Source organism: Flavobacterium artemisiae (assembly GCF_042678225.1).
Taxonomy (GTDB): domain Bacteria; phylum Bacteroidota; class Bacteroidia; order Flavobacteriales; family Flavobacteriaceae; genus Flavobacterium; species Flavobacterium artemisiae.
On sequence record NZ_JBHUDZ010000016.1, the window covers coordinates 484637 to 505467 of the forward strand.

Consider the following 20831-nt stretch of genomic DNA (forward strand, 5'->3'; position numbering starts at 1 on the left):
CTAACCAACCTAAAACGTATCATTGAAAGCTCCTATCCTATTTCTGAGAAATCTTGGAAACTGATTGAAAATATAGCCGAATTTCAAACACTAAAAAAAGGAGAAACATTATTACAATACGGCGAAGTAGCTAAGAATCTTCATTTTATTGCAAAAGGAGTTCTTAGAACTTTTATTACAGATGAACAAGGGAATTTCTACAACAAAAATCTTTTCCTCGAAAATATATTGGCTGGTTCTAAAGTTTCATTGATGCTGCAGACACCTTCCAATTTTACTATTGAAGCTTTGGAAGACTCGATTATCATCAATTTGAATTATAAAAAATATATGGAGCTCGTTTACGAAAATGACGATCTCAAAAACTTTTATATCGCGCATTTAGAAAAGCATTGGATTATCGAAAAAGAGCAAAGAGAAGTCGCGCTCGTTATGCAGAATGCAACTGAGAGATATCTCAAACTCCTTGAAAAACATCCTGATATTGCAGAGCGCGTTCCGTTACTGCATATCGCTTCGCATTTGGGAATTACACCAACGCAGTTAAGCCGAATTAGAAAAAGTATCGAAAAAGATTTGTAAATCAACATATGTAAAGGTTTTTCAGGAAAGCTACTTTTATCTTTGTTTTAGATTTAATTTGATAATCAAAAATGAAAAATACAGCCCTTATAAAAGATAATATTGACAACCTTACCACACTTTGGAGAACGGTTGCCACTCCGCTCCTTTCTAACCATAAAATTGATTCTTTTGAATTTAGTCAGATAAAAAACTCAGGATGGCCAAATCGCTTATGGTTCCGAGAAGATATTACAGAAGAAAATCTACCGCAAATTCTTGAAATTATAGAAAAAAATCCAGGTTTGATCATTCCGTACTGGGATATTTTCGGGAGTAATTCGAATCAAATATTCGAGAAAAACGGATTTCAAATACGAATTCAGCTTGTCGCAATGGCTTTAAAATTGGGCGAAAAATTTCCAGTTGATAACAATCTTACATTCAAAAGAGTTTTAAATGAAGAAGATGCTAAAACTTGGTCCGATATTTATCCGCTGTCTTTTAGTTATATCATCAGTAAAGAAACGCTGGTTCATAATTATGAGAATGTAAAATTTTATTTGGTTCATTTTGACGAAAAACCAATCGGAACGCTTACTCTTTTTCAAACCGGAAAAACAATGGGAATTCACGGTGTCGGCGTTATTCCTGAAATGCGTAAAAGAGGTTTTGCCGAAGAAATCATGAAATTTGCTATCAACGAAGCGATAGACGCTGATTGTGAATATGCCCAATTGCAAGCTTCGGCTTTAGGAAAAGGCATTTATACGAGATTGGGTTTTGAGGATTTGTTTTTGATTACCAACTACTTTTTAAATTCCAATATTTAAAATTCCAAATTCCAATTAATAAAACTTTTAAATCTCTCGCAAAGTCGCAAAGTTTTTTAGCTCTCGCAGATTTGGCAGATTGAGCAGATTAGATTTTTAAGCACGAAATAAATAATCTGCTCAATCTGCCAAATCTGCGGGAAACAACTACTTTAATCTTTTTTTAATTTGTGGCTTAAAAATAAAACTTTGCGACTTCGCGTCTTTGCGAGAACTATTTTCAATCTAAAATCTACCCTCTAAAATCTAAAATCAAAATCTTGTCCCAAATGCCCCGAAAATAGTCGCAAATGTGTATTTCATTAAAAGGAAAACATTATTAGATTTGTAATACATTAACTAATAACCTTTTAAAAACAAATACCCAATGAAGACAACGAAAATCATTTTCTGGACAACTACAATCCTTATTTTTTTATTTGAAGGCCTAATGCCGGCTTTAACTTCTCAATCTGAAATGGCAAAAGAGGGAATTAGACATTTGGGCTATCCAGAGTATTTTGGAAACGCTTTAGTCGTGTTTAAAATCCTTGGCGTTTTAGCTTTGATAATTCCACAAGTGCCTGGACGTATCAAAGAATGGGCTTATGCCGGATTTGCTTTCGATTTTATTTTTGCATCCATTAGTCATTTTGCAGTTGACGGAATAGATTTTCAAGGTTTCTTCCCATTGATTGTTCTAGCAATTCTAATTGTTTCTTATGTAACATATCATAAAATACAGCGTTATAAAAACATAGCACTCTAAAAACCAAAACTTTATGATTGAAGTTTTTAAAACAAATGTTCAAGAAGAATCGCAGTGCAAAATAATCATTGCGAAACTTCTTGAGCATTTCCCAAATAGCTCGATCAACTTCGATTTAGAAGATTGCGATAAAATTCTGCGTATTCATTCCGTATCTATTTCAAACAAAAAAATAATTGAACTTCTAACTGCCCTTGGTTATTCTTGTGAAGTTTTAGATTAGGGATCCGTAACTTAAATATTTGATTTTTAAAGTTTTAAAAAATATCGTATATTTGAGTATCTATCTTTCTAAAAATCAAGACTATGAATTTACCAAGCGGACATCAAACCATCATGCCTTACTTGATTTTGCAAGGTGCAGCAAAGTTCATAGATTTTACTAAAAATGTTTTCGGCGCGTCTGAAACCAATACGAAATCGCTGCGAAAAGACGGCAGTATTATGCACGCTGAAATTACACTTAATGGAAGCACCATAATGGTAACCGATGAAATTACTGATTGGGCAAAACAGACTGCCAATTTATTTGTTTATGTTCCGAATGCTGATGAAACATATAAAAAAGCATTAGAAAATGGCGCTTCAAGTTTAATGGAATTAAGCAATCAGGATTATGGACGAACTTGCGGTATAACAGATCCTTTTGGAAATGTTTGGTGGATAACTTCTGTAATCACTTAATTCTTTGAAAATGAAAGACGCTGTTCAAAATATTATTTTAGAAACGTATACCAAATTGAGTGATATTCTTTCTTCAGCAACCGAGGAGGAAATTAATACGATTCCGTTTGCAGGAAGTTGGACTGCTGCACAAACTGCTCAGCATATCATATTAGCATGTTCTGGTTTACCGGCACTTTTTGCAGGAAAAACAACAAAAGCGACTCGTGAGCCTGATGAAAATTTTAAAAAACTTGATGAAATCTTTTTAAATTTTGAAACTAAATATCAATCTCCAGAAAATATAAAACCTGCTATAATTGATTATAGTAAAAACACTTTACTTGCTTCCGTAAAAAAAATACAAACCGATTTATTTCAAGATGCAGAAACTTACGATCTAACACTTATTTGCACAGATGCTCAAGTTCCTGGATTTGATAATTTTACCATTTACGAATGGATACATTTTGCTATCGTACACACACAAAGACATATACGCCAAATAGAAAATATCCTCGAAGCCGTTAGAAAACCCTAAATCAGAAATTAATTTTAAACTTAAAAACATATTTCTATGAGATCAAAAACTAGAACTGTTTTTTCATCTGGTTTAGTAGCAGGAACTTTAGATATTACTGCTGCCATTTTAGTTTATGCAGTAATACTCCATAAAACAACTGCCGAAAAAATTCTCCAGTCGATTGCAAGCGGTATTTTCAAAAAAGAAGCTTACACCGGCGGGTCAGAAATGGCTCTTATAGGCTTGGGACTGCATTTTTTAATTGCTTTTATTTTTGCTTGGTTTTACTTTAAGATTTTCCCCTATATTCCGTTTTTCAAAATAAACACTTTTTTATCTGGTGTCGCATACGGATTTTTTGTATGGGTTGTTATGAATCTTATTGTACTTCCAATTGTATTTCCTGTACTTCCAGAAAAAAAACTAGATTTCCCGCTTTTACTTTCTATTTTAATTATCATTTTCTGTATCGGAATGCCGATCGCTTTTATAACTAGAAAATACTATGCGAAATGGTATTGATTTTAAGGTGCAAAGAGGCTAAGGTTCAAAGAGGCAAAGTTTTTTCCTTGCAACTTATATTTATAAAATACGTAGAGAACACAACTAGAACTTTCATTTTAAATCTAAAAAAGGTCCAAAGATATAAACCTTTGAACCTCTAGTGTCTATGCCCCTTTGAGCCTTTAAAAAAAGGTTCAAAAATCAAACTGCTTACACAATCCAACCTTTGAACCTCTGCTCCTTTGAGCCTTTGAACCTTTAAAAAAATTATACTTTCGTTCTTCCTGTTATCAATGAAATAATGAATAACACTAGAAATATAAAGAATAGAACTTTTGCAATTCCTGCAGCTCCAGCGGCAATTCCACCGAAACCAAATATTCCGGCTACAATAGCTAGAATAATAAATATGACTGTCCAACGTAACATAATATTTAGATTTTAAGTTTGTAAAAATGATTTTCAAAGTCATGCTTTGTTTGTTATTCAAAATTATTTTATTCCTACAAATCTTGTTAACTCTAAAACGGCTTTTGATTAACTCAATAAACTAAAAATCAATTTCAAAGTGTTTTCTTTTACAATTTATTCCTACAGTTTATAGAATTACCATGTTTAAGCATTTGAGTTAATTTTTTGATCGATTGCGTTAATTGCCGCTTCATTCCCAAAGTAATTTAGATGAAAATTTAAAGCATGGAATTAGCGGCAACTAAAAACATAACTGCTACAAAACACGGTGTAATTCTAGAAAAAACAGAACGTGCTTTTGAAGAACTAGGTGTTTTAAATCCGGCAATTTATCAGGATGGGAATACAGTTCATATGTTTTACAGAGCGGCTAAAAAAGGTAATTTTTCGACAATTGGGTATTGCCGTTTTGAAGGTCCGATTACTTTAGTAGAAAGACTTGCTGAACCTTTTTTTGTTCCCGAATACATTTATGAAATTCATGGTGTAGAGGATCCGAGAGTTACCAAAATTGATGATGTTTTTTATATGACCTATGTCACTTACGATGGATTAAATGCCTGCGGAGCTGTGGCCACTTCGAAGAATTTAATGAGTTTTAAGAAAAAAGGAATTATAACGCCTAGATTCATTTTGCATGAGTTTAGCAATTTTATTAGAAAACATCTTCAAAATCCGAGTGTTGCTAAAATTTTAGCCTTTAATACGGCAAGAAACTATCCGCTGACGGAAACAATGAAAGAAAAATTGTTTGTCTGGGATAAAAATATAGTGTTGTTTCCGAAGAAAATCAACGGAAAATTTGTGGCTCTTCACAGATTATTTCCTTCAATTCAGATTTTTTCATTCGAAAAGAAAAAAGAATTAACGTCTGAATTCTGGAAAGAATACATGAAAAACCTTCCTGATCATATTGTGATGGAACCAAAATACGAGCACGAATCCAGTCATATTGGTCCAGGCGCACCGCCGATCGAAACAGCTGACGGATGGCTTTTAATTTACCATGCTGCAGAAAAAAGAGAAAAAGGTTTAGTTTATCATGCTTGTGCCGTTTTGCTTGATTTAGAAAATCCGGCAAAAGTAATTGCAAGACTGCCAAAACCAATTATCACGCCTGCAGAATATTACGAAAGACACGGTTATGTTAATTATGTGGTTTTCCCAACAGGGACTGCCTTATTTGACGGCCAATTATATATTTATTATGGTGCAGCTGATGATAAAATTGCTGTTGCATCGTTGAACCTTAACGAGTTATTAACCGAACTAAAACAGAATCCCAATGAAGACGATATCAAATAAATCAAAAATAGTATTTCTATCAACTTTTCCGCCGACTCAATGCGGCATTGCTACTTATACTCAAGACACAATCAAAGGAATTACAGATGTTTATGGTAAATCTATTTCGTGTGAAATCTGCGAATTGGTAAAAGAACCAAAAGCAGAACCAACACAAGCTTTTACACTAAACACAACAGTAAGAGAAGAATATGCAAAAGTTGCAGCAGAAATAAACGAAGATGAGAATGTAAAATTAGTACACATTCAGCATGAATTTGGTTTGTTTGCAGGAAACTATGGCGATCATCTTTTAGATTTTCTAAATGTGATCAAAAAGCCCGTAACGTTTACTTTTCACAGCGTGATTCAAAATCCGAACGATGAATTAAGAGAGTTTGTAAAACTACTTTTAAGTTACAGCAATTCGGCTTTTGTAATGACTAACCGATCAAAAGAAATTTTGGTTAATGATTATGGCATTGCAGAAGAAATTATTTCTTGTGTACCTCATGGCACTCACATCGTGATTTATGAAACACCAGAACAAGCTAAGAAAAAATTCAACTTTGAGGACCGAATCGTTTTATCTACTTTCGGACTTTTAGGAGAAGGAAAAAATATAGAAACAGGATTACAGGCACTTCCAAAAATTATAGAGAAAGCACCAAATGTATTGTATCTAGTTATTGGTTGTACGCATCCTAATCTTATAAAAGATGGCGTTGATGTTTATCGCGACAAATTGGAGGCGCTTGTAAAAGAGCTGAAAATTGAAAACAATGTTCGTTTTATCAATCAATATTTAGAAACAGAGGAGCTTTTAGATTATTTAAAAGCAACTGATATTTATATGTTTACTTCAAAAGATCCAAATCAGGCAGTAAGCGGCACTTTTGCGTATGCAATGAGCTGTGCTTGTCCGATTGTGGCATCAAAAATTCCGCATACAAAAGAAGTTTTAACTTCAGATTCAGGAATTTTAGTAGATATCGGAGACGTCGATCAATTTGCCGAAGCGGCAATTAAATTAATTGCAGATGAAAAACTAAGAAACGAAATGGGTATCAACGCTTTTACAAAAATGCGTGCTTCGTCTTGGGAAAATGCAGCAATTAATCATATGAGCACTTATAAAAGATTAATTGAAAACCCGACTGAAATTAAATTCAGCTATCCTTCGATTCAATTACATCATGTTAAAAAATTGACAACCGATCTTGGTATCATCCAATTCAGCAAAATTTCTATTCCGGATTTAGATTCAGGATATACTCTAGACGATAATGCGCGCGCTTTGATAGCATTTTGCATGCATTACAGATTAACACAGGACAAAGAGGATTTAGGTTATATTTTGATCTATTTGGACTTTATCCAGCGTTGTCAAAAACCAAAAGGAAGTTTTATCAATTATGTCGATCAAGAAAACAGAGAACATATTGAACAAAATGCCGAAGTAAACTTGGAGGATTCAAATGCAAGAGCGATTTGGGCTTTAGGAACGGTTGTTTCTTTGTCTGACATTTTGCCTGAAGCAATTATCAAAAAAGCATCAAAATGTTTGTTGAATTCTTTAAAATGGGCAGAAAACATTCAATCACCTCGTTCTATCGGTTTTGCAACAAAAGGATTGTATTTGTATCATTCAACAGTTCCAAACTTATATGTTGCGGCGATTATTAATAAATTGAACGCAAAACTGCTTGCTAATTATGAAGATCATGCTTCTGATGAATGGAAATGGTTCGAAAATTATTTAACTTACGGAAACGGAGTTTTACCAGAATCAATGCTTTATGCTTTTTTGGTTACCAATAAACCTGTTTACAAAAAAGTCGCAATGGATTCGCTGGATTTCTTATTATCAAAAATGTTTGTCAATAAAAAATTCAGAGTTATTTCTAACAACGGCTGGTTACATAAAGATTCAGAACCACATCCGTACGGAGAACAGCCAATTGATGTTTCGTATACTATACAAACATTAAATTCATTTTACAATGCTTTCGGTCTTCCAGAATACAAACATAAAATGAAAAAAGCATTTGATTGGTTTTTAGGTAAAAACCATTTAAACCAAATTATGTACAACCCTATAAGCGGTGGCGGTTATGACGGATTAGAAAAAGAAAATGTAAACTTGAACCAAGGTGCAGAATCAACAGTTTGTTATTTAACAGCAAGATTGATTATGGAAAATTTAAAAATGTCTGATACCAAAGTAATTCCGTTATTAAAAAGCAGAAGCGGCGTGGCCATCAACTCATAAACATATTATTCGAAAACTAGCCAAATACTTGTTTTTTAACCCGGAAAATCCCTTTCTTAATGAAAGGGATTTTTTGTTTAAAGTAAGCCCATAACGTGCTTTTGAAATTTTTATTGTGCTTGTGCAATGAAAATTATATAACGTTCCAAAAAAGTTGTGTAAGATTTTTAGTGTTTTATTTTGGTAACTTTCCTGTACAAAATCAGGATATGTGTTTAAATATTACGCCCTGATTTTCACCAAAATATCATTCACACTAAAACAAAAAACATTTTGATTCTCAGTATAAAAAATATATTCGCCGAAATTGGAGAAACTGCTTTGTTCGCCAAGAAGTTTTTTAAGGAGGTTTTCGTTCCGCCTTACGAGACCAAAGAGTTTTTAAAACAATGTTATATTATTGGCTACAAATCATTGCCTTTGGTCGCCATAACAGGATTTATTATGGGTTTGGTACTTACACTTCAGTCCCGCCCTACTTTGGTCAAATTTGGAGCGGAATCCTGGCTGCCTGGAATGGTGGCTTTATCATTAATCAGAGAAATTGCTCCTGTTATTACAGCATTAATCTGCGCAGGAAAAATTTCGTCAGGAATTGGAGCCGAATTAGGTTCTATGAAAGTAACCGAACAAATTGATGCTATGGAAGTTTCGGCTATCAATCCCTATAATTATTTGGTTGTTACACGCGTTTTGGCCTGTACTTTAATGGTTCCGGTTTTGGTCTTTTTTGCCGATGCGATCGGAATTATTGGAGGTTATGTTGGAATTAATATTCATGGCGATGTCAATTTTTACCGCTACTTAACTCAAATTATTCAATCGCTTGAATATCTGGATTTACTGCCTGCAACATTAAAAACTTTCTTCTTCGGATTTTTTATTGGGATGATTGGCTGTTTTAAAGGTTTTAATGCCTTAAACGGAACAGAAAGTGTAGGACGCGCAGCAAACTCAGCAGTAGTTACAGCTTCATTAAGCATCTTTATTATTGATATGGTCGCAGTACAAATAACCGATTTATTCTTTTAAAAATGATTAAAGAGAAAAAACATAGAGAGCCTAAAGTAAAAGAAATTGAACAGACTGCGATTATAGAAATCAAAGATCTGCACAAAACTTTTGGCAAAGACAATACCGTTTTAAAAGGTGTAAATCTAACATTGAACAAAGGAGAAGATCTTGTGGTTCTAGGGCGTTCTGGTTCTGGAAAATCGGTTACGATAAAATGTATCGTCGGACTGATTGAACCTGACAAAGGAGAAATAAAAGTTTTTGACGAAAATGTTCTTAATCTTCCAAAAAATGAGCTGAATGCCATAAGAGTCAAAATCGGCTTTTTGTTTCAAAGCGGTGCTTTGTATGATTCGATGTCGGTTCGCGAAAATCTGGCTTTTACTTTAACCAAACACAAACGTGATTTGAGTGCTGATGAAATTGAAAATGAAGTCATGGAAGCACTTGAAAATGTTGGTTTGGCTGATGCAATCGACAAAATGCCTTCTGAACTTTCGGGAGGGATGAAAAAGAGAATCGGTTTGGCACGAACATTAATCTTAAAACCTGAAATTATTCTCTATGATGAACCTACAACAGGTTTGGACACGATTACATCGAGAGAAATCAGCGAATTGATTTTGGATATTAAACATAAACAAAAAACTTCTTCGATCATTATTACACACGATATGGCTTGCGCGAAGTTAACCGCAGATCGAATTATTGTTTTAAAAGACGGTGTAATTCATGCCGAAGGAACTTACGAAGAATTAGAAGAAAACGAAGATGAATGGGTTCGCTCATTTTTTGAATAAGCAAAAGCAAAATAAATACTAGAAATCATGGAAAAGCAATCGGGATATACTTGGAAATTAGGAATGTTTGTAACAATTGGCTTACTGCTTTTTATAATGGCCGTATATTTTATAGGAAAACAAAAAAATCTATTTGGTTCTACCTTTCATATCACTTCGCAGTTTAAAACGGTAAGTGGTTTAGAAGTAGGAAATAATGTTCGTTTCTCGGGTATTAATGTTGGAACCGTAGAACAAATTAAACTAATCAACGATTCGTCTGTTGTAGTTGTTTTGGTAATGAAAGAAGAAGTTCGAGAATTTATAAAAACAGATGCCACTGCCAGTATTGGTTCTGACGGTTTAATGGGTGATAAAGTGCTTACAATTTCTCCTGGTGCAAAATCTCAAAAAGTGATAGAGGACAATGGTAAAATTGCTTCTATTGACGGAATCGAAATGAACGACCTTATGAAAAGCGTTAAGAAAAGCGTGGATAATGTTGGTATAATTTCAGACGAGCTTGCGATTTTCAGCCACAGTATGAACAACGGAAACGGTGCGCTTGCCCGATTAGTTAAAGACGATAAAATGGCCAACAGTGTTTCTAACACGCTTAATAATTTAGAATCTGGAACAAAAGGTTTCAGCGATAATATGGAAGCTGCAAAAAGTAATTTCCTTTTAAGAGGTTATTACAAGAAAAAAGCAAAAGAAAAAGCCAAAAAACAGGAAGAAATAAAAGAGAAAAAAGAAGAACAACAAGAGAAAGCTGCTAAAGAAAAAGAACAAAAAGAAAAGGAATTAAAAGAGCAGAAAGAGAAAGAAGAAAAACAGAAAGCAGAAGATGCAAAAAAAGCAGAAGCTGCTAAGAAAAATTAGGTTTTTTGAAATTCCAAATTCGAATTTATTGTTTTTGGAAAGAGTATAATAAAACATAACTCACGATTATAACTTACAACCAAAAAGATGCTGCAGTTACTTTTTTACTTCTAATCTTTAGCCTGTAGCTTTTCTTGTTTTAATAAAACAATAAAAACTTATATATATGCCTACTTCAATTAAACATACCGCCTTTAAAGTTTTAAAAATCACTGGAATATCAATTGCAGTGATTTTGTTTTTGTTATTTATTATTCCATTGCTTTTTCCTGGGAAAATTGCTTCGGAAGTAAAGAAGATTGCGAACGAACGTTTGGATACTAAACTCGATTTTACAAAATCAAAACTTTCTTTTTTTACCCATTTTCCGTCTCTAACTGTTTCGCTGGATAATTTGTCGCTTACAGGTTCTGCGCCTTTTAGCAACGATACTTTGTTAAGAGCTGATGAAGTGGCTTTCGGAATCAATTTAAAGCGATTGATTTTTGATAACGAAGTAAAAATCAACAAACTTTATGTTTCTGACGCATTAATAAATGTAATGGTTAATGAAAAAGGTCAAGCCAATTACAACATTTATATTGCTCCAGAAAATAGAAAAGACGAGAAAAAAGATGAAAACTCGCCAGAAGAAGGAACAGCAATTCGATTAGAACGAATTGATATCGAAAACTGTCATGTAAAATATAACGACCGTTCTGCCAAGATTTTGGTTGATGCCCAAGGATTTAATTATGTAGGAAAAGGAAATCTAAGCGAAGATATTTTTGACCTTGCGACAGATGCGAAAATTGATGTCCTGGATTTTTATTACGATCGTACAGGTTATTTAAGAAAGAAAAAAGTACAGGCCGATCTGATAACGCGTATCAATACAAATGCCCTTACATTTATTCTTCAAAAAAATGAATTACAGATTAACAAACTGCCTTTAAAATTTACGGGTATTTTTTCTATTTTAAAAGAAGGGTATAAAATCAATATCAAAGCAGCTTCAGAAAATACGACCGTAAAAGATTTACTTTCTGTAATGCCTCCCGAATATTTGACTTGGCTGGAAAGAACTGAAATTTCTGGAAGAAGCGATTTAACGCTTTCGTTTAAAGGCGATTATAATGTATCTAAAAAACTAAAACCAAATTTAGCATTCAATTTAAAAATAAAGGAAGGTGCTGTTAATTATCAAAACGCGCCGGTGCCGCTGACTGATTTCCAGATGGATTTAAATGCATTGCTTCCGTCTCTGGATACCGAAAAGTTATTGGTCAACCTCAGAACATTCAAATTTAAAGTTGGAGAAAAAGATTATTTTAATGCGTATCTGCACAGTAAAGGTTTAAGCGAAATGTCGATAAATGCAAGTGTAAAAGGTGCATTAGATCTTGCTGTTGTAGATGCTGCATTAGGTTTAAACAGTGTCGATGTAAAAGGAATTTTAAAAACCGATATTAAGGCGCGAGGTACATTTAGTACATCCAAAAAATTATTTCCAAAAACCATCGGCGGTATTTCACTGCGCGACGGCTGGCTTAAAACAAAATATTATCCAAACCCGATTACCAATATCACTTTTGTTGCCAATATGCTCAACAAAGCCGGAACCTATCAGGATTTGATTGTAGCAGTTTCTCCTGCTTCTTTCGTTTTTGAAGGAAATCCCGTTTACGTCAACGCAACTTTATCTGATTTTAGCGATTTGGCCTATAATGCCAAAGTAAAAGGCGAATTGAATGTTGGGCGAATTTATCAGGTTTTCTCTCAAAAAGGTCTCGATGTAACTGGTTACGCCAAAGCAGATCTTTCATTAAAAGGAAAACAAAGTTATGCGACAACAGGTCAATATAGCAAACTGGATAATCGAGGGACTTTATTATTAAAAAATATAAAAGCAACATCAGAATTATTTCCAAAATCTTTCTTTATTAAAGAGGGAAATTTCCGTTTTCAGAACGAAAAAATGTGGTTTGAAAAATTTAATGCTTCTTACGGAAAATCAGATTTTGATATTAATGGTTATCTTTTAAATACCATTAATTATTTCTTAGAATCGAATGGAACTTTGAGCGGCAATTTCAACTTAAAATCAAAACTGATTAATGTTGATGAATTTATGGCGCTCGAAAAAGGCGAAAATAAAGATAGAACCACAGCTGTAGAATATGCTAAAGAAGATCACCCAAAAATGAGCGGTGTGGTTATTATTCCTAAAAATTTAAATGTCAGTTTGAATGCTAATGCAGACAAAGTAGAATACAATGGATTGATAATCAATAAGCTTAACGGAAAAACTATTATAAAAAAAGAAGGATTTTACTTAGAAAACATTACCTTTAATATAATTGATTGTATTTTAGGAATTGATGCTTCATACAAAGACGAATCCCCTACGTCTGCACATTTTGATGCACACTTCCGTGCTAAAGATTTTGATGTACAACGCGCCTACAAAGAGATTCCGATGTTTCATGATATGGTTACGGCTGCCGAAAAAGCGCACGGAATCATTTCTGTAGATTACAAAATTAAAGGAGATTTAGACGGAAACATGAGTCCAATTTATGCATCTCTTGAAGGCGGCGGCACACTAAATCTGCGTGATGTAAAAATAAAAGGTTTAAAATTATTTGACGGAATCAGCTCTAAAACAGGACAAAGCGGTTTGGACAATCCGGATATGAAAGGAATTGAAATTAAATCAACAATTGATAATAATTTAATTCGAATAGAACCTTTTACGTTTACTGTTGCTGCTTTTAAACCTACTATAAAAGGCACAACGAGTTTTGATGGACTTCTGGATTTAAGAATGCGTCTTGGATTACCTCTATTTGGTATTATTGGTTTTCCGATCGTAGTTACTGGAACCCATGAAGCGCCAAAAATTAAAATTTTCAGTAAAACAGGTCAAGAAATTAATGAAGCTGTTTACGATGAAAAACATAATAAAGTGATCAAAAAAGAAAAAGTCAGCAAAAAAAGGAATAAAAACTAATGGGGGATAAAAAACAAAATAGCAGCGCCTTTGAAAAATTTGCTTCGAAAGTATCAAAAGCAGCCGGAAGCACTCCAGCTTTTATCGGCGCTTTTATAATCGTACTTGCGTGGGGAATTTCGGGGCCTATTTTTGATTATTCCGAAACTTGGCAATTAGTCATTAATACAGGAACTACCATTATTACTTTTTTAATGGTGTTCCTAATTCAGAAAGCGCAAAATAAAGATTCATTAGCGATTCAGTTAAAATTAAATGAATTGGTTGCTTCAAATGAATCTTCAAGCAATAGTTTGGTCGATATCGAAAGTATGACCGAAGAAGAAATGATTATCATTCAGAAATACTATCATCGATTAAGCGAACTGGCTAAAAAAGAACAAAGCATTAGAACTTCGCATTCTATCGCCGAAGCGCATGAATTACACGAAAGAAAACACAAAAACTTAAAACCTAAATCAAAAAAAACTACCACAAATACCACCAAAAACATCCCTAAAAACACAACCAAAAAATGAAATTACGTTCTATAGAAACTTTCTGGCCCATAAAAAATGCCATGAAACAAAGCTATCCTTCTCTTGAGTCTGATTTAAATACTTCGATTTTAATTATAGGAGGAGGAATTACAGGCGCATTGATAGCTTACAAATTAATTAATGAAGGAAAAAAAATTATCTTAGTTGATCGTCGTGATGTCGCCGGCGGCAGTACGGCAGGAAGCACCGCACTGCTTCAGTACGAGATCGATGTTCCTCTTCACGAACTTGTAAAACTACGCGGTACAAAATGTGCTGTTGATAGTTATAACAAAGGCAAAAAAGCCATTTTTGACTTGCGGGCTATAATTGATGACATTGAAAGTGACTGCGAATTTGAATTCAAAAAAAGCATTTATTTTACTTCTTATAAAAAAGATATACCGTTTCTAAAAAACGAATTTAAAGTTCGTAAACAGCATGGCTTTGATGTCAGCTGGCTTAATAAATACGATCTAGACAAATTAGGATTGAATGCTATGGCGGCACTTGAGTCTAAAACCGCAGCCGTTATGGATCCTTATAAACTCGCGCACGATCTTCTTGTTTATTGTCAAGAAAGAGGTATGCAGATTTTTGATCGCACAAACATTGCCTCTATTCAAAATCAAAAAGGTAAAAGCGTCGCTACGACCGATGAAAAGTGTAAGATCACAGCCGATCATATTATTCACTGCAGCGGTTACGAAAGCACCGAAACGCTTGATGAAAAAGTAGTTAATCTAAAAAGTACGTATGTGATTACTTCTGAAAGCGTACCCGATTTATCGCACTCATTCAAAAACGCCATTTTTTGGGATACTTCATCGCCGTACCACTATTACCGTGCAACGGCAGACAATCGCATCATTATGGGAGGCGGTGACGAAGATTTTAAAGATCCGAAAAAACGAGATAAATTATTACCCAAAAAAGAGCAGTATCTATTAAAACAGTTTGAAAAAAGATTTCCAGAGCTTGACTTTAAAATTGATTATTCCTGGGCCGGTACTTTTGGAGAAACCAAAGACGGACTTCCCTATTTCGGAAAACCAAATGCAAAGAAAAATGAACATTATGTACTAGGTTTCGGCGGTAACGGAATCACTTTCAGCGTGATCGGAATGAACTCTATTATGGATTCCATCAACAACAAAAAAAATATTGATTTAGATTATTATCGATTTGGAAGATAAGTTTGTCAAAGACGCAAAGGTGCATAGGTACAAAGCGACAAAGGTTTACTTTGAACCTATGCACCTTTGCCTCTTTGATCCTGCTAAAGAACCAACTCCATTTGAATATTACAACGTTTGTATGGAGTCGAAAGTCCAAAGACTTTTTCGAAACCTAATTTGTAATATAGATTTATTGCAGGCTTTAAGATCGTGTTGCTTTCCAGATAGATCTTTTTTGCTCCTGACTGTTTTGCAGCATTAACTATGGCATTTCCTAACAAATAACCAATATTTTTACCTTGTGCTTTTGGAGAAACTGCCATTTTAGCCATCTCAAAATCGTACTCAGAATCATTCATTTTAATGAGCGCACAAACACCAACAGGTTCATTATCATACAATGCCACAAGGATTTTTCCTCCTTTATTTAAAATATAATCTTCCGGATTATCCAGTGCTTTATAATCAGCTTCTTCCATTTCAAAGTATTTCGAAATCCATTCTACGTTCAAGGCTTTAAATGGTTCTTTGTATTGTGGTTTGTACTCTACAATTTCAACATTTTTACTTTCACGCTTTTTTTTCTGCTCACTTACCCTCTTCAACAATGATTTTTGGCTTAATAAGAACTCCCATTCTTCCAATGCTGCCCAAAGATTATGTTTAGACTGTAAAATCATTTCTTCAATAGCAAAATCAATATCCTGTAACTGATTTTTGAAGACCTGCGAAATAGCGGTTCCTTTTTGAGTTAAGATGATATTATTTTTACGTTTATCATCTGCTTTTTCAATTTCTTCTACTAATCCTGCTGCGATTAATTCCCGCATAATTTTACTTACTGAAGGTTGAGAATGACCAATCTCCGAAGCGATTTCAGTAATCGTGATTTCTCTTTCTTCTGCCAGCGTATAAAATACAGGAAACCATTTCGGGATAAACTCTACTCCATACAATTCGTATATTTTAGAAGCATCATCTGTAATCGCTGCAGTCATCAAACGAAGACGACTCCCTAGAGCAGCTTTTCCAACTTTATTAAAAAAATCCATAAAATAATTAATTATATAACCAGTTATGTAAATGTATGAAAAAAAAAATATTTTTGCAAAATTTTTTTTTTGATGCTAAGTTGCTAAGTTCAAAGATTCTGAGTTTTTCAGCTACTTTGCAGCTTAGTAGCTTAGAATCTTAAAAATAAAAGCTGCTAAGTTTTTCTTAGCAGCTTTCTATATATGTGGCTGTAATAGCTAACGTCTTTATTTTTTAATTGATTCCAGACAATGTTGAGAAACTTACCATCTCAAAATCTTAGAAGCTCAGTATCTTAGAAGCTTAGAAACTTAGCATCTCCCAAAAAAATCTACGCTGTCACTGCCATCGGAGTCAAATTAAATTTATACTCTTTTGGACTGCAGTTAAATTTTTGTTTGAAGATTTTAGAAAAATAGCTTCTGCTCGTAAAACCAATGCAATACACTATTTCTGAGATATTTAAATCAGAAGTTCTAATTAAAGTTTCGGCTTTTAATACACGCATGTGTGTAATATAATCGTTAACCGTTCTGTTATGAATCATTTTGAAACCTTCCTGAAGTTTATTTGGAGAAAGTCCCGATTTTTTGCTTAATGATTTGATCGTAAAAGCTTCTTCTGGATTCATTTTAATCAATTCAGAAAGCTCTTTAATTTCTTCCATTTCTCTCAGAGTCAATCCATTTGATTCATTAGCAAAAGCATGCAAATCGTCAGAATGCTGCTGAATTTCCATCGCCAAAATAATTCTTATAATACCTTCTTTTAAAAGATTTCGAACAATTCCACTTTGTGTAATCGAATTTAATTGCTCAATTTTTTCTGCAATCTGCAAATTATAAGAACCAACGTAAAAGAAATCCTGAACCATATTATTCTCAAAGAAAGTTTCTTTAACCTGCTGATTCAAAGAATGTCTTTGATTTACACTATCCAATTGAGTTCCCACAATAATCAGCGTTAATTTCGTGTTTTTTCCTTTTTCAAAAAACAAAACATTATCCTGGCTGTGTTTAGAAGTCACAATTGCAGTCTGAAAAGTTTTTAGGGTTCTTTCTTCAGTATTTCGTCCAAAACTATGTGTTAGATTTCCTTTTGAGCAATACGCAAAATAGATCGGAGATGATTTCAAATTTAAAATATCCAATCGCACATCTGTCGAAAAAACCATATCAAACTGTACGTATGATATATTATCATTAAAAGATGCACCAGAAATAGATCCTTCTGTAAAACTATTTTGTACCTCAAGAGTATATTCTTCTAAATCAAAAGTTACTTTTCCGCCAAAACTGGTTTGAAGTTCTTCAAATATATTTCGAGTTTTATCTGTGTTTATAGTAACTATTTTCATTGTGACTGGATTTTAAATTCTATAACTTGTGAAACAGATTTCAAGGAAGAATTACAAGAATGAATTTTCTAAAAATCTGAAAGTCAAAGTTCGTTTATACACCGTCCAAAAATGTTATATAATTTTCACGTTTTGTTTTATAATTACTTATAAATGATTATTTTAACATATACAAAATCATTCCTCTTAAAATGAAAAGTTTTTCCTTTGCCCCTATAACTTCTGATAAAGCTAAAATATTGATTTTAGGCACAATGCCTGGAACAAAATCGCTAGAACTCAACCAATATTACGGTCACAATCAAAACAATTTCTGGAAATTTATGTTTGCCATTTTGGGCGAAGAATTTTCTACCGATTATGATACAAGAAAAAAAATATTAATAAAGAACCATATTGCACTTTGGGATGTATTACAATATTGTGATCGTGTCGGAAGTTTAGACAGCGCTATTAAAAACGAAATCGCCAATGATTTCGAAAACTTTCTAAAACAGCATCCAAAAATCGAAACCATTTTTTTTAACGGACAAAAAGCTGCCGCGTTTTTTAAAAAGTACGTTCACTTACAAAAAGAATATAACCTCGTAACCCTGCCCTCTACGAGTCCAGCGAACGCTTCAAAGGCATTTCAATATAAATTGGACGAATGGAAAACGATAAAATCCTTTCTTTAAGACTTACATTTTATATATAAGAAAAAGACTAAATATTGGAATCATGTAACTTTTTCACTTTAAAGTATAACAAATCATAGCCGCTCTCAAAGTAATTTTACATCAAAGAAAAATAAGCCATAGTGAAAGATTGATTTAGCGAAATGGAAAGGCTTTATTCTTATAAACATTACTTAACAAACTGTAAAAAGTTTAGATTATAAAGAGAACATTGGTTATGTTAGTTTATTTTTGGGAAAAAGCTGCTCTATTAATTTAGGGCAGCTTTGTTTTTTTACAGTACATAAAAACAAAAAAACATGAAAATTCAGACCTATTATAATCACATTCGTTTTTACACACCACACCACTTTATATATTATCCAGTACTGATACTCTTTTTAGCCTTCAGTATTTATTTTGCCTTTACGACACCAGAAACATTAATCTGGGCATTTATAAGCGCTGCATTTGTATTTTTATTTGCCTTAGCATTTATGCTTCGCCAGCATTACGCACTCACTTTACAAAACCGAATCGTACGATTAGAAATGCGTTACCGCTACTTTACCCTAACCGGCAAAAGATTCGAAGAATTTGAATACAAACTTACAGACGATCAAATATTTGCTTTGCGTTTTGCACCAGACGACGAACTCATTCCGCTCCTAGAAGACGTTTTAAAAAACAACCTCAGCGGTAACGCCGTCAAAAAAGCAATAGTTCACTGGAAAGCCGATTATCAAAGGGTTTAATAATTTCAAAAATCAATATCAATGGCAATGGCAATAGCAATGAAAATTATTAATTTTTAAAATTGATATTTTTATTGATATTGAATTTTGAAATTGATATTGCCATTGTTCTGGGCGTGCCACCATTATAAAAAAGGGGCTAACAAGCAGAACCGCTTATTTGCCCCTTTTTTATAATGCTGTCGGGCTGTCCGAGCTGCTTCGGCAGCTTTCTCCCATCCCTCACGCAGTCACGTTTTCAATAAGAAATCAAGCAATAGAGTGACCTTTTAATTTTCAAAATATCCAATAAAGAAATTTCCGTAGAGACGCACCGCAAAAGCTTAGAATCTAAGAATCTTAGGATCTAAGTTTATTTAGTCAAATCAAATCCTTCTTTCACAATTTCGCTCTCAACCTTATCAATCAATTTATTTGTTTTTCCAGTTAATCTTTCCTTCTTCCAATCCCCTTTTACATACATAATTATAGTAATCAAAGCCGTAACAACCGAAGCGATCGGAAAAGCCCACCAAATCCCGACTTTTCCCAAAGAAGTATTATGAGACAAAATAAAAGCAAGCGGAAACTGAATCACCCATTGCGAAACCAAAGTCAAAATCATCGGTAATTTTGTATTTCCAACAGCGCGAAAAACGCCCGTAAGACAAAGTTGCAACCCAAGAAATCCCCAAGAAAGACAAGTAATTCGGAGTAATTCTGTTCCGCCTTCAATAACCGCCTGATCCCTTGGCACAAAAAATGCAATCAAATACGGAGCAAAAATAAAAGCGATAATTCCAAGTCCAGTCAATAATCCGAAACCTAGATACGCACCTAGTTTAGAAATCTCGGCAGCGCGATCTACATTTCCGGCACCAATATTTTGTCCGACCAAAGTCGCAATCGCCATCGATAAACCAAGAGCCGGAATCAAAATCAACTGAATCAAATTAGAACCTGCACCATAAGAAGCCACAGTAGTGGTTCCAAAACGCACAATCAAAAAAGTAATCGCCATCATTCCTAAAGCACGCATAGACTGCTCAATCGAAGACGGAAAACCAATTTGAAACGCTTTTTTAATATGTTTATAATCAGGTTTAAAATCTGAAACACGAAGATGAATTCCATGCTTTCCTCGAAACAAAATCACAAAACCAATTATAATCGCTAAAAGCTGTGTTGATAATGTCGCCAAAGCGGCGCCTTTTACTCCCATTGGCGGAATAAAATTCCATCCATAAATAAACAATGGATCTAAAGCAAAATTTAGAATAACAGTTCCTAAAACAATATAAACCGGAAGTGTCACACGTCCCACTCCACGCATAATCGATTGAAAAATCATAAATCCGAAACTAAAAACCAAGCCCACAAATGCGACCCGCATAAAACCCAAGGCATCGATATATACCTGCGGTTCTACCTTTAGCAGATATAAAAAATACGGACTTAAAATATAGCCAATAATCGACAGTACAACAGAAACTATAATTACCATTGATAAAGTCTGCGCTGCCACATGATTAACCATTATCTGGTTTCCAGCGCCAAAATACTGTGCAATTAAAATAGAACCTGCAATGGCAAGTCCAGTTCCTAAGGCAATAGTTAAAAATATTACAGGCGTACTTATCGAAACGGCTGCAACGGCATCTCCACCCAAACGTCCCACCCAAAAAGCATCAACCAATTGGTATGCAGCCTGAAGAAGATTAGCAATCATAATCGGAACCGCTAATTTTAATAGTGAAGAAAGGATCGGACCTTCTAATAATTCGTTTTTTTTCATTTACTTTTCAAATAAACATTACAAATAAGTTGATA

General features: G+C 33.8%; 21 protein-coding genes. 17 read left to right on the forward strand and 4 right to left on the reverse strand.

Translation table 11 applies throughout. The features are described from left to right. The 7 genes from ACFSC2_RS18370 to ACFSC2_RS18400 all read left to right on the forward strand — a co-directional run. On the forward strand, positions 1 to 582 hold a 582-nt coding region (locus ACFSC2_RS18370; RefSeq protein ID WP_379818685.1), incomplete at its 5' end, for a Crp/Fnr family transcriptional regulator. Positions 583 to 653: 71 nt separating this feature from the next. After that, positions 654 to 1394, forward strand: a complete 741-nt coding sequence (locus tag ACFSC2_RS18375; protein ID WP_379815802.1) for a GNAT family N-acetyltransferase — start codon at positions 654 to 656, stop codon at positions 1392 to 1394. Positions 1395 to 1761: 367 nt separating this feature from the next. Beyond that, complete coding sequence (locus ACFSC2_RS18380) at positions 1762 to 2142, forward strand: DoxX family protein (RefSeq protein ID WP_379815803.1); 381 nt, start codon at positions 1762 to 1764, stop codon at positions 2140 to 2142. 13 nt (positions 2143 to 2155) lie between these two features. Next, positions 2156 to 2365, forward strand: a complete 210-nt coding sequence (locus ACFSC2_RS18385) for a hypothetical protein (RefSeq protein WP_379815804.1) — start codon at positions 2156 to 2158, stop codon at positions 2363 to 2365. 83 nt (positions 2366 to 2448) lie between these two features. Continuing rightward, a complete protein-coding gene (locus ACFSC2_RS18390; RefSeq protein WP_379815805.1) occupies positions 2449 to 2826 on the forward strand; it encodes a VOC family protein in 378 nt (125 codons plus the stop codon). A 10-nt stretch (positions 2827 to 2836) separates the two neighbouring features. Further along, entirely contained in the window at positions 2837 to 3346 is a 510-nt protein-coding gene (locus ACFSC2_RS18395) for a DinB family protein (RefSeq protein ID WP_379815806.1), read from the forward strand. A 36-nt stretch (positions 3347 to 3382) separates the two neighbouring features. Further along, positions 3383 to 3850, forward strand: a complete 468-nt coding sequence (locus ACFSC2_RS18400; protein WP_379815807.1) for a DUF1440 domain-containing protein — start codon at positions 3383 to 3385, stop codon at positions 3848 to 3850. 249 nt (positions 3851 to 4099) lie between these two features. On the opposite strand, the gene ACFSC2_RS18405 is transcribed toward ACFSC2_RS18400, so the two are convergent. Continuing rightward, on the reverse strand, positions 4100 to 4261 hold the full coding sequence (locus tag ACFSC2_RS18405) for a DUF1328 domain-containing protein (RefSeq protein WP_379815808.1): 162 nt from the start codon (positions 4259 to 4261) through the stop codon (positions 4100 to 4102). 267 nt (positions 4262 to 4528) lie between these two features. Here ACFSC2_RS18405 and ACFSC2_RS18410 point away from each other — a divergent pair, with 267 nt between their 5' ends. The 8 genes from ACFSC2_RS18410 (at position 4529) to ACFSC2_RS18445 (ending at position 15240) form a co-directional block, all read left to right on the forward strand. Beyond that, on the forward strand, positions 4529 to 5608 hold the full coding sequence (locus ACFSC2_RS18410; RefSeq protein ID WP_379815809.1) for a glycoside hydrolase family 130 protein: 1080 nt from the start codon (positions 4529 to 4531) through the stop codon (positions 5606 to 5608). Continuing rightward, entirely contained in the window at positions 5589 to 7859 is a 2271-nt protein-coding gene (locus ACFSC2_RS18415; RefSeq protein WP_379815810.1) for a glycosyltransferase, read from the forward strand. The genes ACFSC2_RS18410 and ACFSC2_RS18415 overlap by 20 nt, the downstream gene beginning before the upstream one ends. 273 nt (positions 7860 to 8132) lie before the next feature. After that, positions 8133 to 8891, forward strand: coding sequence for an MlaE family ABC transporter permease (locus tag ACFSC2_RS18420; RefSeq protein ID WP_379815811.1), 759 nt, complete (start codon positions 8133 to 8135; stop codon positions 8889 to 8891). 2 nt (positions 8892 to 8893) lie between these two features. Beyond that, positions 8894 to 9673 (forward strand): ABC transporter ATP-binding protein, encoded by a 780-nt coding sequence (locus ACFSC2_RS18425; RefSeq protein WP_379815812.1) that lies wholly within the window; start codon positions 8894 to 8896, stop codon positions 9671 to 9673. Between the two features lie 27 nt (positions 9674 to 9700). Continuing rightward, the gene (locus ACFSC2_RS18430) at positions 9701 to 10534 is read left to right on the forward strand and encodes an MlaD family protein (protein WP_379815813.1); all 834 of its coding nucleotides are present in this window, start codon (positions 9701 to 9703) and stop codon (positions 10532 to 10534) included. 166 nt (positions 10535 to 10700) lie between these two features. Then, entirely contained in the window at positions 10701 to 13526 is a 2826-nt protein-coding gene (locus ACFSC2_RS18435) for an AsmA family protein (RefSeq protein WP_379815814.1), read from the forward strand. After that, positions 13526 to 14044 carry a low affinity iron permease family protein gene (locus ACFSC2_RS18440; protein ID WP_379815815.1) on the forward strand — a complete coding sequence of 173 codons (519 nt, stop codon included), beginning with the start codon at positions 13526 to 13528 and terminating at the stop codon, positions 14042 to 14044. Before ACFSC2_RS18435 ends, ACFSC2_RS18440 begins: the two co-directional genes overlap by 1 nt. Beyond that, positions 14041 to 15240, forward strand: coding sequence for an NAD(P)/FAD-dependent oxidoreductase (locus tag ACFSC2_RS18445; RefSeq protein WP_379815816.1), 1200 nt, complete (start codon positions 14041 to 14043; stop codon positions 15238 to 15240). The genes ACFSC2_RS18440 and ACFSC2_RS18445 overlap by 4 nt, the downstream gene beginning before the upstream one ends. A gap of 83 nt (positions 15241 to 15323) precedes the next feature. Here ACFSC2_RS18445 and ACFSC2_RS18450 read toward each other — a convergent pair whose 3' ends face one another. Together ACFSC2_RS18450 and ACFSC2_RS18455 are read right to left on the reverse strand one after the other, a co-directional pair. Then, positions 15324 to 16274 (reverse strand): bifunctional helix-turn-helix transcriptional regulator/GNAT family N-acetyltransferase, encoded by a 951-nt coding sequence (locus tag ACFSC2_RS18450; RefSeq protein WP_379815817.1) that lies wholly within the window; start codon positions 16272 to 16274, stop codon positions 15324 to 15326. A 311-nt stretch (positions 16275 to 16585) separates the two neighbouring features. After that, positions 16586 to 17611, reverse strand: a complete 1026-nt coding sequence (locus tag ACFSC2_RS18455) for a helix-turn-helix domain-containing protein (RefSeq protein ID WP_379815818.1) — start codon at positions 17609 to 17611, stop codon at positions 16586 to 16588. A 191-nt stretch (positions 17612 to 17802) separates the two neighbouring features. Between ACFSC2_RS18455 and ACFSC2_RS18460 the strand changes: the two genes are divergently transcribed. Next, entirely contained in the window at positions 17803 to 18288 is a 486-nt protein-coding gene (locus ACFSC2_RS18460; protein ID WP_379815819.1) for a DNA-deoxyinosine glycosylase, read from the forward strand. Between the two features lie 299 nt (positions 18289 to 18587). Beyond that, on the forward strand, positions 18588 to 19022 hold the full coding sequence (locus ACFSC2_RS18465) for a DUF6526 family protein (protein ID WP_379815820.1): 435 nt from the start codon (positions 18588 to 18590) through the stop codon (positions 19020 to 19022). Between the two features lie 352 nt (positions 19023 to 19374). Here the strand turns inward: ACFSC2_RS18465 and ACFSC2_RS18470 are convergent, their stop codons facing one another. Continuing rightward, positions 19375 to 20796 (reverse strand): MATE family efflux transporter, encoded by a 1422-nt coding sequence (locus ACFSC2_RS18470; RefSeq protein ID WP_379815821.1) that lies wholly within the window; start codon positions 20794 to 20796, stop codon positions 19375 to 19377. Positions 20797 to 20831 lie beyond the last annotated feature (35 nt).

Coding starts and splice junctions, on each gene's coding strand:
- ACFSC2_RS18405 (WP_379815808.1), bottom strand. CDS start 4,261: ATGTTACGTTGGACAGTCATATTTATTATTCTAGCTATTGTAGCCGGA.
- ACFSC2_RS18400 (WP_379815807.1), top strand. CDS start 3,383: ATGAGATCAAAAACTAGAACTGTTTTTTCATCTGGTTTAGTAGCAGGA.
- ACFSC2_RS18445 (WP_379815816.1), top strand. CDS start 14,041: ATGAAATTACGTTCTATAGAAACTTTCTGGCCCATAAAAAATGCCATG.
- ACFSC2_RS18435 (WP_379815814.1), top strand. CDS start 10,701: ATGCCTACTTCAATTAAACATACCGCCTTTAAAGTTTTAAAAATCACT.
- ACFSC2_RS18385 (WP_379815804.1), top strand. CDS start 2,156: ATGATTGAAGTTTTTAAAACAAATGTTCAAGAAGAATCGCAGTGCAAA.
- ACFSC2_RS18455 (WP_379815818.1), bottom strand. CDS start 17,611: ATGAAAATAGTTACTATAAACACAGATAAAACTCGAAATATATTTGAA.
- ACFSC2_RS18380 (WP_379815803.1), top strand. CDS start 1,762: ATGAAGACAACGAAAATCATTTTCTGGACAACTACAATCCTTATTTTT.
- ACFSC2_RS18410 (WP_379815809.1), top strand. CDS start 4,529: ATGGAATTAGCGGCAACTAAAAACATAACTGCTACAAAACACGGTGTA.
- ACFSC2_RS18465 (WP_379815820.1), top strand. CDS start 18,588: ATGAAAATTCAGACCTATTATAATCACATTCGTTTTTACACACCACAC.
- ACFSC2_RS18450 (WP_379815817.1), bottom strand. CDS start 16,274: ATGGATTTTTTTAATAAAGTTGGAAAAGCTGCTCTAGGGAGTCGTCTT.
- ACFSC2_RS18390 (WP_379815805.1), top strand. CDS start 2,449: ATGAATTTACCAAGCGGACATCAAACCATCATGCCTTACTTGATTTTG.
- ACFSC2_RS18395 (WP_379815806.1), top strand. CDS start 2,837: ATGAAAGACGCTGTTCAAAATATTATTTTAGAAACGTATACCAAATTG.
- ACFSC2_RS18430 (WP_379815813.1), top strand. CDS start 9,701: ATGGAAAAGCAATCGGGATATACTTGGAAATTAGGAATGTTTGTAACA.
- ACFSC2_RS18470 (WP_379815821.1), bottom strand. CDS start 20,796: ATGAAAAAAAACGAATTATTAGAAGGTCCGATCCTTTCTTCACTATTA.
- ACFSC2_RS18440 (WP_379815815.1), top strand. CDS start 13,526: ATGGGGGATAAAAAACAAAATAGCAGCGCCTTTGAAAAATTTGCTTCG.
- ACFSC2_RS18375 (WP_379815802.1), top strand. CDS start 654: ATGAAAAATACAGCCCTTATAAAAGATAATATTGACAACCTTACCACA.
- ACFSC2_RS18460 (WP_379815819.1), top strand. CDS start 17,803: ATGAAAAGTTTTTCCTTTGCCCCTATAACTTCTGATAAAGCTAAAATA.
- ACFSC2_RS18415 (WP_379815810.1), top strand. CDS start 5,589: ATGAAGACGATATCAAATAAATCAAAAATAGTATTTCTATCAACTTTT.
- ACFSC2_RS18425 (WP_379815812.1), top strand. CDS start 8,894: ATGATTAAAGAGAAAAAACATAGAGAGCCTAAAGTAAAAGAAATTGAA.